The 14,134-nt window shown below is 71.4% G+C and carries 13 protein-coding genes and 2 pseudogenes; 9 read left to right on the forward strand and 6 right to left on the reverse strand.

Annotation, left to right across the window (positions count from 1 at the left end; all coding sequences use genetic code 11):
* Positions 1-109, forward strand: a 109-nt coding sequence (locus tag ACZ3I3_RS18900; RefSeq protein ID WP_375916611.1) for an integrase core domain-containing protein, incomplete at its 5' end; no start/stop codon positions are given.
* Positions 110-165: 56 nt separating this feature from the next.
* Complete coding sequence (locus ACZ3I3_RS18905; protein ID WP_467366451.1) at positions 166-705, forward strand: GNAT family N-acetyltransferase; 540 nt, start codon at positions 166-168, stop codon at positions 703-705.
* Between the two features lie 16 nt (positions 706-721).
* Here the strand turns inward: ACZ3I3_RS18905 and ACZ3I3_RS18910 are convergent, their stop codons facing one another.
* A complete protein-coding gene (locus tag ACZ3I3_RS18910) occupies positions 722-1,405 on the reverse strand; it encodes a glycerophosphodiester phosphodiesterase (RefSeq protein ID WP_467366453.1) in 684 nt (227 codons plus the stop codon).
* Positions 1,406-1,654: 249 nt separating this feature from the next.
* On the opposite strand from ACZ3I3_RS18910, the gene ACZ3I3_RS18915 reads away from it, so the two are divergent.
* From ACZ3I3_RS18915 to ACZ3I3_RS18925, 3 genes are read left to right on the forward strand one after another with little or no spacing between them, the layout of a single operon-like run.
* Complete coding sequence (locus tag ACZ3I3_RS18915; protein ID WP_467366455.1) at positions 1,655-3,052, forward strand: DUF6421 family protein; 1,398 nt, start codon at positions 1,655-1,657, stop codon at positions 3,050-3,052.
* Between the two features lie 41 nt (positions 3,053-3,093).
* Positions 3,094-3,843, forward strand: a complete 750-nt coding sequence (locus ACZ3I3_RS18920) for an SDR family NAD(P)-dependent oxidoreductase (RefSeq protein ID WP_467366919.1) — start codon at positions 3,094-3,096, stop codon at positions 3,841-3,843.
* Positions 3,840-4,910 carry a threonine aldolase family protein gene (locus ACZ3I3_RS18925; RefSeq protein WP_467366457.1) on the forward strand — a complete coding sequence of 357 codons (1,071 nt, stop codon included), beginning with the start codon at positions 3,840-3,842 and terminating at the stop codon, positions 4,908-4,910. The genes ACZ3I3_RS18920 and ACZ3I3_RS18925 overlap by 4 nt, the downstream gene beginning before the upstream one ends.
* Positions 4,911-4,933: 23 nt before the next feature.
* On the opposite strand, the gene ACZ3I3_RS18930 is transcribed toward ACZ3I3_RS18925, so the two are convergent.
* Complete coding sequence (locus ACZ3I3_RS18930) at positions 4,934-6,304, reverse strand: hypothetical protein (protein WP_467366459.1); 1,371 nt, start codon at positions 6,302-6,304, stop codon at positions 4,934-4,936.
* A 172-nt stretch (positions 6,305-6,476) separates the two neighbouring features.
* On the opposite strand from ACZ3I3_RS18930, the gene ACZ3I3_RS18935 reads away from it, so the two are divergent.
* Entirely contained in the window at positions 6,477-7,049 is a 573-nt protein-coding gene (locus ACZ3I3_RS18935) for a transglutaminase domain-containing protein (RefSeq protein ID WP_467366461.1), read from the forward strand.
* 256 nt (positions 7,050-7,305) lie between these two features.
* On the opposite strand, the gene ACZ3I3_RS18940 is transcribed toward ACZ3I3_RS18935, so the two are convergent.
* The 3 genes from ACZ3I3_RS18940 to ACZ3I3_RS18950 form a co-directional block, all read right to left on the reverse strand.
* Positions 7,306-8,250: a hypothetical protein gene (locus ACZ3I3_RS18940; protein ID WP_467366463.1), complete on the reverse strand. Its 945-nt coding sequence runs from the start codon at positions 8,248-8,250 to the stop codon at positions 7,306-7,308.
* Positions 8,247-8,603: a PadR family transcriptional regulator gene (locus tag ACZ3I3_RS18945; RefSeq protein WP_086855123.1), complete on the reverse strand. Its 357-nt coding sequence runs from the start codon at positions 8,601-8,603 to the stop codon at positions 8,247-8,249. Before ACZ3I3_RS18945 ends, ACZ3I3_RS18940 begins: the two co-directional genes overlap by 4 nt.
* Positions 8,604-8,766: 163 nt before the next feature.
* Positions 8,767-9,075, reverse strand: coding sequence for a type II toxin-antitoxin system PemK/MazF family toxin (locus ACZ3I3_RS18950; RefSeq protein WP_369482375.1), 309 nt, complete (start codon positions 9,073-9,075; stop codon positions 8,767-8,769).
* Positions 9,076-9,209: 134 nt separating this feature from the next.
* Between ACZ3I3_RS18950 and ACZ3I3_RS18955 the strand changes: the two are divergent.
* Positions 9,210-9,352 (forward strand): annotated as a pseudogene (locus ACZ3I3_RS18955) (IS701 family transposase); the annotation flags it as partial.
* Between the two features lie 117 nt (positions 9,353-9,469).
* Positions 9,470-9,643, forward strand: a pseudogene (locus tag ACZ3I3_RS18960) (IS5/IS1182 family transposase); the annotation flags it as partial.
* Between the two features lie 9 nt (positions 9,644-9,652).
* Here ACZ3I3_RS18960 and ACZ3I3_RS18965 read toward each other — a convergent pair.
* A complete protein-coding gene (locus ACZ3I3_RS18965) occupies positions 9,653-12,460 on the reverse strand; it encodes a helix-turn-helix transcriptional regulator (RefSeq protein WP_467366466.1) in 2,808 nt (935 codons plus the stop codon).
* Positions 12,461-12,745: 285 nt separating this feature from the next.
* On the opposite strand from ACZ3I3_RS18965, the gene ACZ3I3_RS18970 reads away from it, so the two are divergent.
* Complete coding sequence (locus tag ACZ3I3_RS18970) at positions 12,746-13,996, forward strand: PucR family transcriptional regulator (RefSeq protein WP_467366468.1); 1,251 nt, start codon at positions 12,746-12,748, stop codon at positions 13,994-13,996.
* Positions 13,997-14,134: the final 138 nt, after the last annotated feature.

A 14,134-nucleotide genomic window follows, 5' to 3' on the forward strand; every position in this document is an offset into this window, starting at 1 on the left:
GGCGTTTCCCGACTGGCTGGACTGGTACAACTACCACCGACCCCACACCGGCATCGGCGGCCACACCCCAGCCAGCCGCGTCACCAACCTGTCCGGACAGCACACCTAGTGGCGGAGTTACGCTCATCCCTGCCCGCGCGCCCCACGAAACGGAGATCCCCGCCCATGGACACCGCAGCCACCGGACTGACCTTCCGCGATGCCACGGACGCCGACGTGGACGAGCTGGTCGCGCTGATCGAGTCGGCGTACCGGGGCGACGCGAGCCGGGCCGGGTGGACCACCGAGGCGGACATCCTCCAGGGGCAGCGGACCGACCTGGAGGGGGTGCTGGCCGTCATCAAGTCGCCCGACGGCCGGCTGCTGACGGTGGAGCGGGAGGGGCGGATCGTCGCCTGCTGCCAGCTGGAGCACCGGGGAGACCACGCCTACTTCGGCATGTTCGCGGTCAGCCCGAAGCTCCAGGGCGCGGGAGTCGGCAAGGTGATCCTCGCGGAGGCGGAGCGGCTGGCCCGTGAGACGTGGGGCGCGACGGAGATGCACATGACCGTGATCTCCGTACGCGACGACCTCATCGCCTGGTACGAGCGGCGCGGCTACCGCCGTACGGGACGGATGACCCCGTTCCCGTACGGCGACGAGCGCTTCGGCGTCCCGCAGCGCGACGACCTGCAGTTCGAGCTGCTGGTCAAGGAGCTCGCCTAGCCACCCGGGACTGCTTCTACGCCGTGAAGCGGCCCGTGCGCTTGATGTCCGGGTGGTCGGTGGTCGCGCCGTCCAGGCCGAAAGCGCGGGCGAGACGCAGATGGTCCTGCGTGTTCACCACCCAGCCGATGATCCTCAGGTCGGCCTTGCGGGCCCGCTCCACGATCTCCAGGGTGAGCCGCCGGATGTTCAGGCAGACGGTCTCGGCGCCGGCCGCGACAGCGCGGTCCACGATGTCGGTGCTGTAGCGGCTGGCGATCAGCGCCGTGCGCACACCAGGTACCAGTGGCTTGATCTCGGCGATCGCCTCGTCGTGGAACGAGGACACCTCCACCCGGCCGGCCAGCCCGCGCCGGTTCATCACCTCGGCCAGCGCCCGCGCGGCCTGCGCGTCCTTGATCTCCGCCTGGAGCGGCGTCCGCACGGCGTCCAGGACCTCCTCGAAGACCGGCACCCGCTCGCCCCGGCCCGCGTCCAGGGCCCGCAGCTCGGCGAGGGTCTTCTCGGCGATCGGCCCGGTGCCGTCGGTCGTGCGGTCCACGTCCGTGTCGTGCATGACGACGAGCGCGCCGTCCTTGCTCAGATGCAGATCGAGTTCGATGGCGTCGAGACCGGCCTCTTGCGCGGCGACGAAGGACCGGAGGGTGTTCTCGGGTTCCACACCCATGACTCCGCGGTGACCGATGGTGAGGAAGTTCAAGACGCGACTCTCTTCCGTCGACAGGCGGCACTGGGGGCCTCACGGCCCACCTGACGTTATCGCCTGCACCCGCCCTGTGCAGAGGGCGAGGGCATGGTCGGCGTGCGTGCGGGCAGAAGGGTGACCGGCAGGAAAAAGTGCGGTGAAGGGCCGGGTGAGGCAGGATAATTTCCCGAGGCGGCCCTTGCTGGGAGGAACCTCGTATGTATACGGTCTGTGTACGCGAGATTCTCCCGTGGAAGGTGTGACATGACGGAAATTCTTGTGCAGGTGGGTTCGGAGGAGCGGGTTCCTCCCGTGGCCCGGGTGGTGGACCACCCGGCATGGCCCGTGCTCAAGGATGCCGTGGAGCGGATCCGGCCATGGCAGTCCAAGGACGGGTCGATCGACTTCGACGCCGAGGGCGCGCCCGACCCGGCCGACGCCGAGCTCGCCGTCCGCCAGGTCACGGACGCGGTCCTGGAGCTCTCCCCGCTGCTCCCGCACGACCACGCCTACCACGAGGCCCTGGCCAAGGACCTGACCCGGTGGGCCGACGGCGGCTTCCAGGTGCCCGACTTCCTCGACTCGCTGCTGGCCTTCCAGCCCGCCGCCAACCGCGCGGACGGCCTCCAGCACCTGGTCGTCTTCCCGATGTACACGCAGAACGGCAACCCGGACCGCAACCTCGAAGCGGTCGTGCTGCGCATGGTCTGGCCGGACTGGCTGGCCGAACTGGAGCGCACCCGCTACGACAACCCGCTCTTCTGCGGCATCAAGTTCGAGGACTTCACGGCGGGCTACGACACCAACTCCGCCGTGCTCTTCCCCGAGACCATCGCCGTGCGCGAGGCCCCCGAGCGGTTCAGCTGGGGCGGCATCTTCTGCGACCGCGAGGCCGCCCGCTTCCGCCGGGTCACCGACGCCGCCGTCGAGATCCTCGGCCTGGAGCTTCCCGAGGACGTCGCCGCGATGGTCCACGACCAGAAGCGCTGCGAGGAGGCGTTCGTCCTGTGGGACATGGTCCACGACCGCACCCACAGCCACGGCGACCTGCCGTTCGACCCGTTCATGATCAAGCAGCGCCAGCCGTTCTGGATGTACGGCCTGGAGGAGCTGCGCTGCGACCTCACCGCCTTCAAGGAGGCCGTGAAGCTGGAGAAGGACGGTGTCCCGCAGGCCCGTGACGTGCAGGTCGCGGTGCTCTTCGACCGGATGTTCCGCTTCCCGGTCACCGGCGAGCGCGTGCGCAACTACGACGGCCTCGGCGGCCAGCTCCTCTTCGCCTACCTGCACAAGCACGACGTCGTCCGCTGGCGGGACAACAAGCTCTCCATCGACTGGGAGCGCGCCCCGCAGGTCACCAACCAGCTGTGCGCCGATATCGAGCAGCTGTACCGCGACGGCATCGACCGACCCAAGATCGTCCACTGGTTCGCCGGGTACGAGCTCGTCTCCACCTACCTCGCCCCGCACCCGGGGTCGAAGTGGGCCAAGGGCCCGGACGCCCTGGATCTGACGCAGCCGCCGCGCAAACTCGTCGATGACGTGCTTCCGGACGAGTTTCCGCTGAGCATGTTCTATGAGGCACTGTCCAAGAAGCTCAAGAACGTGATCGCCTCCACCAAGGGCATCACGGCGGACGGCGCCGAGCGGATCGCCGCGTGAGCGATCGGCGAGGCGAGAACACGGCTCAGGAGGCGAAGAACATGGCGGGGAACGGGGCGCTCAGCGGCGCGGTGATCGCGGTGGCCGGAGCGGGAGGACCCGCGGGGCGGGCCGCACTGCTCAGGCTGGCCGAGGCGGGGGCGACCGTCATCGGCTCGGACAACGATCCGGAGCGGCTGGCGGAGGCGGTGGACGCGGCGAGCTACGCGACCGGCGGCGCCACCGTCACCGGTGACACGGTCGACCTGCTCGACCTGCGGGCCACCCACGAGTGGGCCACCCGCGTCGAGAAGGACTTCGGCCGCGTCGACGGCCTGGTCCACCTCGTCGGCGGCTGGCGCGGCAGCGAGACCTTCACCCGGACCAGCCTCGACGACTGGGACTTCCTGGAGATGCTGCTGGTGCGTACCGTGCAGCACACGTCCCTCGCCTTCCACGAGGCACTCCAGCGCAGCGACCGCGGCCGGTACGTGCTGATCAGCGCGGCGGGCGCCAGCAAGCCCACCGCGGGCAACGCCGCGTACGCCGCGGGCAAGGCGGCGGCCGAGGCGTGGACACTGGCCATGGCCGACTACTTCCGCAAGGCCGGCGGCCCCGAGGGCCCGACCTCGGCGGCTACGATCCTGGTGGTGAAGGCGCTGGTGCACGACGCCATGCGCGCCGACCGCCCCAACGCGAAGTTCGCGGGCTTCACCGACGTCAAGGACCTGGCCGAGGCCATCACCGGCATCTGGGAGAAGCCCGCCGCCGAAGTGAACGGAAACCGTCTGTGGCTCACCGAGAAGCCGTGAACCCGCCGAAGACCGACGCCCGTCGCCACCACGACCCCGAGGTCCGCGGTTTCGCCAGCGACAACTACGCCGGCGCCCACCCGGAGGTGCTCGCCGCCCTGGCCCTGGCCAACGGCGGGCACCAGGTCTCCTACGGCGAGGACGCGTACACCGAGAACCTCCAGCACCTGGTCCGCAGCCACTTCGGTCCCACGGCCGAGGCGTTCCCGGTCTTCAACGGCACCGGCGCCAACGTCGTCGCCCTCCAGGCGGTCACCGACCGCTGGGGCGCGGTGATCTGCGCCGAGAGCGCGCACATCAACGTCGACGAGTGCGGGGCGCCCGAGCGGGTCGGCGGCCTGAAGCTGCTCACCGTGCCCACGCCCGACGGCAAGCTCACCCCCGAGCTGATCGACCGGCAGGCGTACGGCTGGGACGACGAGCACCGGGCGATGCCCCAGGTCGTCTCCATCGCCCAGGCCACCGAGCTGGGCACGGTCTACACGCCGGACGAGATACGCGCCATCTGCGAGCACGCCCACGCGCACGGCATGAAGGTGCACCTGGACGGCTCCCGGCTGGCCAACGCCGCGGCCACCCTGGACGTCCCGATGCGCACGCTCACCAACGCCGCCGGCGTCGACCTCCTCTCCCTGGGCGGCACGAAGAACGGCGCCCTGTTCGGCGAGGCGGTCGTGGTCCTGAACCAGGACGCCGTCAGCCACATGAAGCACCTGCGGAAGCTGTCCATGCAGCTCGCCTCCAAGATGCGCTTCGTGTCGGTGCAGCTGGAGGCCCTGCTCGCCCGGGACCTGTGGCTGCGCAACGCCCGCCACTCCAACGAGATGGCCCAGCGCCTCGCCGAGGGCGTACGCGCCGTGCACGGTGTGGAGATCCTCTACCCGGTGCAGGCCAACGCGGTGTTCGCCCGCCTGCCGCACGACGTGACCGAGCGCCTCCAGAAGCGGTTCCGCTTCTACTTCTGGGACGAGGCCGCCGGCGAAGTCCGCTGGATGTGCGCCTTCGACACGACCGAGGAGGACGTGGACGCGTTCGTCGCGGCACTGAAGGAGGAGATGGCCCGCTAGGGCCATCTCCTCAAGGTGCCGCGTCAGTTGACGACGATCCGCGCGCTGTTGTTGCGCAGGTTCGGGTCGAACTCCCTGATGCTCAGCTCGGAATGGTCGTTGACGGTCGCGACGGTGGTGCGCGCGCCGCGCACCACCCGGTCGATCCGCAACGGGATCTCGAAGGTGTACGACGCCTTGTCGTGCAGGTAGATCGGCGTCTTGCAGTAGTACGTCGTGGGGGACGCGGGATCCTCCGAGGTCCAGCACTCCTCCTCCGGGGGCACCATCACCGTGGTGCCCTCCGGCGCCTGGAACCGCACCGTCGCCACGGCGGCGCCAGCGCCCAGCGACGCCACCCAGGCCGGACCGCGGTTGTGCACGGTGACCCGGGCGGTGACGGTGTCACCGGCGGCCCCGCGCACCCTGCTGCCGCCGAGCTTCAGGTCGGCGGTGTTCCGGGCGTTCAGCATGACGGCCCGGTAATTGTCCTGCGGGTCGATGTCGGGGTCCGCCGCCGCGGCCCGGGCGGCGGCCACGGGACGCAGGTCCAGTTCGCCGCCCGTGCCCCGGGCCCACGTCCAGTCGCCGCGCATCTCCGCCAGCGCCTCGTCGGAGTACGGGTGGACGGAGTGGTCGAACCGCTCGTACAGCGCCTTGCGGCCCACGCCGAGACCGGTGTTCAGCGCGTACTCCTGCCCGGGCGCCACCGCCTCGTCCAGCACGCACAGGGCGGACGTGCCGGTGTCGTGATCCCGGTACTCGCAGTTGGCGTGCCGCTGCTCGAAACGCAGCCCGTACGAGGCGTTGAGCCACAGCAGCGTGCGCTCCGCGGTGCGGTTGCCGCTGTTGGACAGCGTGGCCCGCACGCTCGTCCTCGAGCCCGGCCTGAGGTCGTGCTGGTAGTCGGCCTGGCTGAGACCGAGGTCCGGGCCGTTGCCCACGCCGACCCTGGTCTCGGCCGGGTGGGCCGTCGCCTCTCCGGCGACGGCCGAGTAGCGCACGTACCCGGAGGCGCCGGTGTCCGCTCCGGGCAGCGCGCGCAGCCCGAACGTCGCGGCCGGCACGCGCTCCGTCCCGGCGGGCATCTCGGGGACGTCGCAGACCGCCCGGACCTCCGACTCGGGTTCACAGTTCGCGGGCCACGACACCCGCGCGAAAGAGGCGATCTCACTGACGTCGACGGTCAGGCGCCCGGCCGGCAGCCGGTCGTCGGCGACGTCCCGGCTGATCTCCACGGCCAGGCTGCGCTCGCGCGCGCCGCCGTCCGTGTCCGCGCCCGGCAGCACCGTCTCGTACGGCGCGCTGATCCACAACCGGTTCTCCTGGGCGTACGCGGGCCCGGCCCCGACACCGGCCACCGCCAGGGCACCACTCACGAGCGCGGCGCCGAGCAGGCGCCGTGGGTCCTTCATGTCTTCCCCCTTGTCACGGAACTGCGGAGGCCGACCTGTGGCGCCGGGGAAGGGTTGCGACCGGGCGAGTGGTTGCGGCGATGTTCAGCCGTTCTCCGGCCTCATGCATAGGTATGCGGCTGGTCGAAAACAAATTGACCACATGCCGATCTTGTCCCTATGCTCTGCGGGCATGCAACTGATCCAGGAGAACCCCGATCTCTCCGCCTACTTGGCGGCAGACGAGGCGATAGACCATCACCATCCGCTCGTTCGCGAGACGGCGGCCACGCTGGCCAAGGGTGTGGCGAACTCGTATGAGTATGCGCGAGAGGCCTTCGAGTTCGTGCGCGACACCATCCCGCACTCGCAGGATGCGGGCGACCCGCGCGTCACCTGGCGCGCCTCCGATGTCCTGGAACAGCGCACCGGCATCTGTTACGCCAAGGCCCACGCGCTCGCGGCGCTGCTCCGCGCCGAGGACATCCCGACCGCGTTGTGCTACCAGACGTTCGACGTCGTGCACGGACTGGTCGCCGTGCGGTTCAACGGGGCGTGGCACCGCCAGGACCCCCGGGGCAACAAACCGGGGGTGGACGCGCGGTTCTCCCTCGACGGCGAGCGGCTCGCCTTCACGCCCGATCCGGCACTCGGCGAGACCGACTGTCCGGTTCTGTACGCCGCGCCTAACCCGGCCGTGCTCGACACGCTCAAGTCGGCCGTCGACCGGCCCCACTTGTGGCGGACGCTTCCCACCGCGCTCTGAGGCGGGAAATGGTACTCACTCCATGCCCTGGCGGTCGGCGCTACACCCGCACCCCGAGAAGTCCTCGGTGACGGACGCACCTGTGAGCCTCATCAACCGAGGAGTTCAAGCACACCTGCTTGAACTCCTCGGCGTCGACGAGACACGCCCCCGCTGGCTGGGGACCCAACTCCCTATGTGTGAAGTCTCCGGCTAGCAGGAGGCCCGGTAGAAGCGCCGGGCCGATCCGGGGTGCGGCCCGGGGGCCCGGAGCCGGCTATGCCGCGCTCGGCGGGGTTGACTGGAAGTCGCGCCGGCGCGCGCGGAGGAAGGGCACCGTGCTGCTGAGCAGGACCAGGAGCAGGACAACCACGCCCGCGGGGGTGAGCTGGACCGTCACCTCCAGCGTGGTGGGCAGCACGGCCACCGCCACGCCCGCGACGGTCAACCGGTTACGCGTGCCGAAGAGCAGGGCGATCGCGAGGACCCCGGCCCACAGGACCCCGGCCCACAGCGGGCCGATGACGCTGAGAACGCCCAGCGTAAAGGGGTAGTACAGGTCGACGAGCTGCACGCCCGACACCAGGACGGCCGCCAGGGCGGTGGTTCCCATGATCATGCGGCGTTGTGACAGGGAGGGGCCGAGCAGATCCCTGGGTGCGGCGAGGACGACGGCGCCGGTGAGCAGCGGCACGGCCAGTCGGATCACTGCGATCGAGGGGGTGCCGTGGAAGCCGGAGGAGGCGAACGCGGCCACCAGGACGTCGGCCAGGCACAGCACCATCGCCGGCACGACCAGTGCACGGGCCACGCCCCAGCGCCCGGTCCAGACAGCCGCGAGCGCCGCCAGCCAGAGCAGCGGCGTGAGGCCCGAGTTGGCCAGGCTCAGCACATTCGGGGGCGAGGGCGCCGGCAAGGTCCGGACGCCGGGGGCGAAGAGCCACAGCAGGCCCGCCGCGAAGCTACCCGCCGCCACGGCGACAGCCAGCGGGGCCGCCTGCGCAAGGACCTGACCCGCCATCCGGTCGGAACCCAGGCCGGTGCGCCGCCGCAGGCCATGGCCTGCGACATCGAGCGCCTCGCGCAACCGACCGAGCGGGCCGGCATGCTGCGTCGCCTCGGCATAGATCGCGGTCAACTCGGCTTCGTGCTCAGCGCGGTAGGCGGCCGGATGGAGGCGCAGCGCCCAGCGGAACGCGAGTGAGCTGTGCTGCTGCGTCATGCCAGGGCCCCCTTCGGGCGGATGGCGTGGGCGCGACGGGCGGCCAGTCGACGCTCCGCCTCGGCGACGACAGTACGAAGCCGCTCCGTCTCGGCGGCCAGCACGTCTCGGCCGGCCTCGGCGAGGGCGTAGACCTTGCGCGCCCGACCGTCCACGACCTCCTCGCGCTCGACCCGGATCAGGCCCTGCTGGACCAGCCGGTCCAGCGCGCCGTAGAGAGTACCGGTGCGCATCCGCACACGGCCCTGGGAGATCGCGTCGATCTCCTGAATCAGTCCATAGCCGTGCCTGGGCTCGTCGGCCAGGGCGGTGAGCAGGAGCAGCGTCGGCTCCTGAAGCGGTCGCTCATTCATGCCACCTATATATATCAGCGACCGACATATGCTGTCGATCGATTCATCGTTCTGCCGCCCGGCAGCCCGATCCGCTGCCCGGGGGTCTGCGCCGCTGTGGCGGCGGCACGTCAGCGGGGACGAGACCGACCACGCCGTCGCGAGCATCCGTTTCCTTATCCGCCTACCCGAGTCCACCGAGACGGAGGGCGTTCTCGATCTCGCTGAGTTTCGCGGAGGACAGCGCGCCCGCCCGCTCGATCAGGTCGTCCCGGGACACGGTGGTCAGCCACGTGCAAGGGGTAAAGCCCGGACGCGGCAACGCGAACCGAAGCACGCCTTCAAAGGGCAGTCCTTCCACGGCGCCTACTGCCACTTCGACGCCCAGACCGGTGATGTCGACACCCGCCCGAGCGACGACCTGCATCACCCGGATCCCGGACGCGTCGTCTCCCGACAGCAGCACGACCGGCCGCCGCTCGTCGAACTCCACCCACCAGACTTCGCCACGTTGCACATGTCCTCCTGACACAGGACGGCGGGCGGACGCCGCACGACCCCGACGCGCTGTGGAGACGGGTGCCGGCACCCGTTGATCACCGGCGTGTGAAGACAAACGATCACGCGGTGACCGCACGTCACAGCGTAGACCTGCCCGCTGGCAGGAGGCGTTCGAGGGCCTGATGAGCCGGATAGCGGGACGGTTCACACGGGTCGAACCCCGGTTCCGGGTCCGGAAGTTGGTGCTCGGACCGCTGTCGGATCTGCCGCACGCTCCGCCAAGCCTAAGCCTGGCAGCTGGTCGGCTACCTGCTGCTCGACGTGGAGGACCAGTACCGGATGGACACCGTCGGCCTGGACCTCTTGCGCTCCGGAACGCTCGCTACCGCTCGCGGCGCGGTCCGCGTCGCCGGAGACCGGCCAAGCTCCACGCCGATGAGGGTGATGAGGGTGACGACTACGACCACCTGCACCGCCGCTACGAGCGCGAGACCGAACACTTCCTGGCCTTCGTCGGCATCGCCGCAGCCCTCATCAGCTACCGCCGGCTCACCAACTGAAACGCCTTTTCAGGGCTCCGGGGACCATGCGCGTGACGGTTGCGACGCGAGGGCGTCGCGCAGTTGGGCGCGGCCGGTGATGCCGAGCTTGGGGAAGATCTTGTGCAGGTGAAAGCCGATCGTGCGCGGAGACAGGTAGAGCCGGGCACCGATGTCCCGGTTGGTCAGGCCCTCGGCCGCCAGTTGGGCGATCTGCAGTTCCTGCGGCGTCAGGTCGGCCACGGCTTCCGGCGCTGCGGCGGGTGTCACCGCCACGCCCGCTGCGCGGAGTTCGGCGGCGGTGCGCTCCACCCAGGGCCGGGCGTCCAGCCGTTCGAAGATCTCCAGGGCCGTGCCGAGCGGAGGCCGTGCCTCGACGGACCGCCGGCGGCGCCGCAGCCATTCACCGTGGTTCAGGTGCGCGAGGGCGTGCTCGAACGGCCAGCGGGCGGTGACCGGGTCCGTCGCCGCGCGGAAATGGGCCTCCGCCTCGGCAGGCCCGGAGTCGGGATCGGCAAGCAGGGCTGAGGCGCGGTGCACGACCGCGTCCAGACGGACGGAGCGGGATGGGCCCATGGCCCGTTCGGCGGCGTGCAGCACGACACGGGCGTCGGCGACCTGCCCGGCGCGGACGGCGGCCGCGGCCAGATCGGAGAGGCAGTACAGGGAGACGTGGTAGTGCACGGGCTCCGGGTGGAAGTCGCGGGTGAAGGCCCGGCGGAGCTGCTCGTACGCCGACTGGTGATCGCCCTCGGCGAGGAACGCCGTCCCGCGTGCCTGACGGTAACGCACGTACAAGCTGCGCGACTTGCGCAGATCGAGGCCGCGCACCGCGCCGCTCGCCCGTGCGTGCGCCGCCGCGTGGTCCCCCTGCGCGGCGCGCAGTGTGGCCTGGAGGAGCTGCGCTCCCACGGTGACGTTGTCCGCTCCTGCCTCGGTTGCCATCCAGAAGGCGTCCTCGGCGGCGGACTGGGCAGCGGTCCAGGCGCCGCTGTCGAACAGGGCGAGGGCGAGGGCACGCGCGAGGGTCGCGTTGGTCCCGGCGGTCGCCGTCCGGCGCAGATGATCCATGGCCTGGCCGTACAGCCGCACGGCCTGGTCGGTGGCGTCCAGCACTGTTGCGGCGGCACCGAGCACGACGAGGGCGGACAGCGAGCCGTCCGGCAGGGCGTCCACGGCACGGGCCAGCCTCTCCAGAGCCCGCTCCCGCGCGGCGAAGGGGTTGCTGACCGCGCTCACCCAGAGGCGGTCGCTGCCGTCCTCGTCCGGCTGCGGCGCGATGAGGGCGTTGATCCGCTCGAGTTCGGCCCGATAGAAGGGGTCGCCGGAGTTGTACGCCGGAGTGGCGGCCGTTCCCAGCGCGTCCAGGGCGAGGGCGGGAGCCTGCGTGGCCATGGCCTCGGCCACGTGCAGCAGGAACGCCAGGGAATCGTCGTGCCGGAGGGTGACCGCCAGTGACCACCCGGCGCGCAGGGACGCCTCGGCGAGCAACCGCGCGTCGTTCGTCAGCGTGTCGACCCGGGTCGCGATGTCCCCGACCCACTGCGGGTGCCCCGCGAACATGGCCGACGCGGCGGCGCCGAGCAGCCGCCGGGCCCGCTGCTCCGGCTCCGGGGTGAGTTCCGCGGCGCGCTCCAGAGCGGCGGCCGCAGCCGCGTGACCGCCGCGCTGCCGGGAGCGTTCCGCGCTGTCCGCCAGGGCGGTGGCGACCGGTTCGTCCGGGCCGAGCGCGGCCGCGGCCAGATGCCAGGCCCGGCGATCGGGCTCCTTCGCGAACGTGGCGGCGAGCGCCAGATGGGCCTCGCGACGTTCGGCGAAGGAGGCGGCCTGGTAGATCGCGGAGCGGACCAGCGGGTGGCGCAGACGCACCTGGCCGCCCTCGACGCGCACCAGACCGGCCTCCTCGGCGGGCCGCCAGACCTGTACGCCGTCCAGACCCGGCGCGGCGTGCAGGACGTCCGAGAGCCGCTCGGTGCCGGCGGCTGCCGCGAGGAGCAGGACCCGGCGGGTGGGTTCCGGCAGGGTGGGCAGGTCGGCGGCGAAGAGGCGCTCCAGCCGGGCGGTCACGGGGAGCGTGTCGACCGAGCCGATGTCACGTCCGGCCGGATCCCTGGCGAAGGCCCGTGTCAGCTCGATGAGGGCCAGCGGGTTCCCGGCCGCCTGCCGCAGGATCTGCGACCGGACCCGGCCCTTCGGAGGATGCGGCTGCGCGTCCAGCAGGAGGCCGGCCGCGGCCCGGTCCAGCGGACCGGCCGTCAGATGCGGGAAGTCGTGGTCGAAGCGCGCCGGCACCGCCTCGTCGCGTGCGGCGAGCAGCATCACCGCGGGTTCGCCCTCCAGGCGCCGGGCGACGAACGCCAGCACGTCCAGCGAGCCGACGTCCAGCCACTGGGCGTCGTCGACGGCGATCAGCAGCGGGCGCTCCGACGCCGCGTCGGAGAGCAGGGTCAGCACACCGAGCCTGATGAGCAGTTGGTCGGGCGTCCGCTCCGTGTCGATCTCGTCCGTGCCGAACGCGCGGCGCAGGGCGTCGCGTTGCCGCGGGGCAAGCCGCTCCACCCCGGCGAGGACCGGGCGGAGCAACTGGTGCACGCCCGCGAAACCCAGGTCCTCCTCGCCTTCGCTGCCGCGCACCCGAAGCACCCGCCGACCGTGCGCCGCGGCCTGCGACGCGGCCCGGTCCACCAGGGTGCTCTTGCCCGCCCCCGGCTCACCGACCAGCACGAGCACCTTCGGACCGCCGTCGTCCCCGGCGTGGACCAGCTGGGCGATCCGCGCCAACTCCCCGTCCCTGCCGAGGATCTCCGGCGCGTGTGCCTGTCCGGCGCCGACGTCCATGCGCTGCCTCCGTCCGGCCGTCCCCCCCGACGAACGGCGCCCGGCCGAGGCACCCGCTCGTCATTCCGGTGATCATCCTGCCAGGTCACCCGGGCTGGTCCGGCCGGTTCCCGCCGGTGGGGCGCATGACTGGTCACATGACATAAGCGCGTTCTCCCGACGCTCTGACAGCATCCGGATCCGTTCAGGCGGCTCCGCGGCCGACCGGCTCGGAACCCGATGGGACCTGGTGCACGGCCGCGGTGCGCCTGCGTCGAACGCGACATCACTCCGAAGGAATTCCGGATGACCGAAAGAGTCCAGCGAGCCCGCCCCGGCAGCGCTGCGCTCCATGCACTCGTCGACGAACTGGCGGAGGAACTCGGCCGGTCCGTGGCGATCGTCGACCCCTTGGTCAGAATGATCTGCACGAGCCGGCACTTCGGCGACGAGGACCCCGTGCGCATCCGCACCCTGCTCCAGGGCCGAGCCGACAGCGAGGGGATCCGGTACGTCCTCGCGCAGGGCGTCACCCAGTGGTGCAGGCCCGGATTCGTCGACGGCCGGGACGACCTCGGGCTGCTGCCCCGCTACCTCATGCCGCTCCGGGAGCGCGGTGACCTCCTCGGTCACATGGTGATCGTCGCGCCGCAGCGGCAACTGACCGAGCGGGAGAAGGAGACCATCGCGCGAGCCGCCCGCCCCATGTCCGCGCAGCTGTACGCGGAACACCTCGCGGCCGACACCGAGGAGTCCGGCGTACGAGACCTGCTGCTCGGCCTGCTCGGCGCCAGCCCTGCGGCGCGCGACGCCGCGCGGCGACAGGCGCTGGACGGCGGGCTGCTGAGGGAGACGCCGCACGTCGTCGTCAGCGTCGTCCAGGTGTCGCGGGGCGAGGAGCCGCCGGGACGGACCGAGGTGGCCCTCAGGGGCGCGGTGGAGGGCTTCCGGCAGACGCGTTCGGCACACGGCGTCATGGCGATCGAGCAGGACCGGGCGGTGCTGCTCCAGGTACGGGACCGGCCCCCGGGCCCGGACGAACTGGGCGAGCAGTCCCGGCGCATCATCGAGGAACTCGGCACCTTCCTCGACCCGTCGGCCGCTCCGGTGGTCGGCATCGGCGGGCGGCAGAGCGGTCTCGCCGACGCGTGGACCTCGTACGAGCAGGCACTCGTGGCGGTCCGTGCGGCGCGTCGGCTGCCGGACCTGAAGGGCCTTGGCGACTGGGCGGAACTGGGGGAGTTCGCCGTGCTCCTGCAACTGCCGGAGTACACCTTGAACGCGTCGCTGCTCCCCAGGCCGCTGCGCGCCCTGGCCGAGGCTCATGGCGGAGCCCGGCTGCGGGACACCCTGCGGTGCTTCCTGGACAACGCCGGCTCGATCCCCAGGACGGCGGACGCCCTGCGACTCCACCGGACGTCGCTGTACTACCGGCTGCGGCAGATACGGGAGATCACCGGCCTCGACCTGGACAACGGCGCCGACCGGCTGGTCCTGCACATGGGGCTCCGGGTCGAGGAACTCCTCGTCAGGCCTGGTCAACAGGCACGAGTCTGACCTCGGCCGCCGCTGGACGTCGGGGGCTCCGCCGGCTCACGGGGCCTTCCTACAGACCGAGAAAAGCTCTCGGCCGGATTCCCACGGCGCGCGGTGGCGGGTGAAACCGCGGCTGCACGACGATGTCGTCCAGAGCGG

This window comes from Streptomyces sp. NPDC016851, from assembly GCF_055562795.1.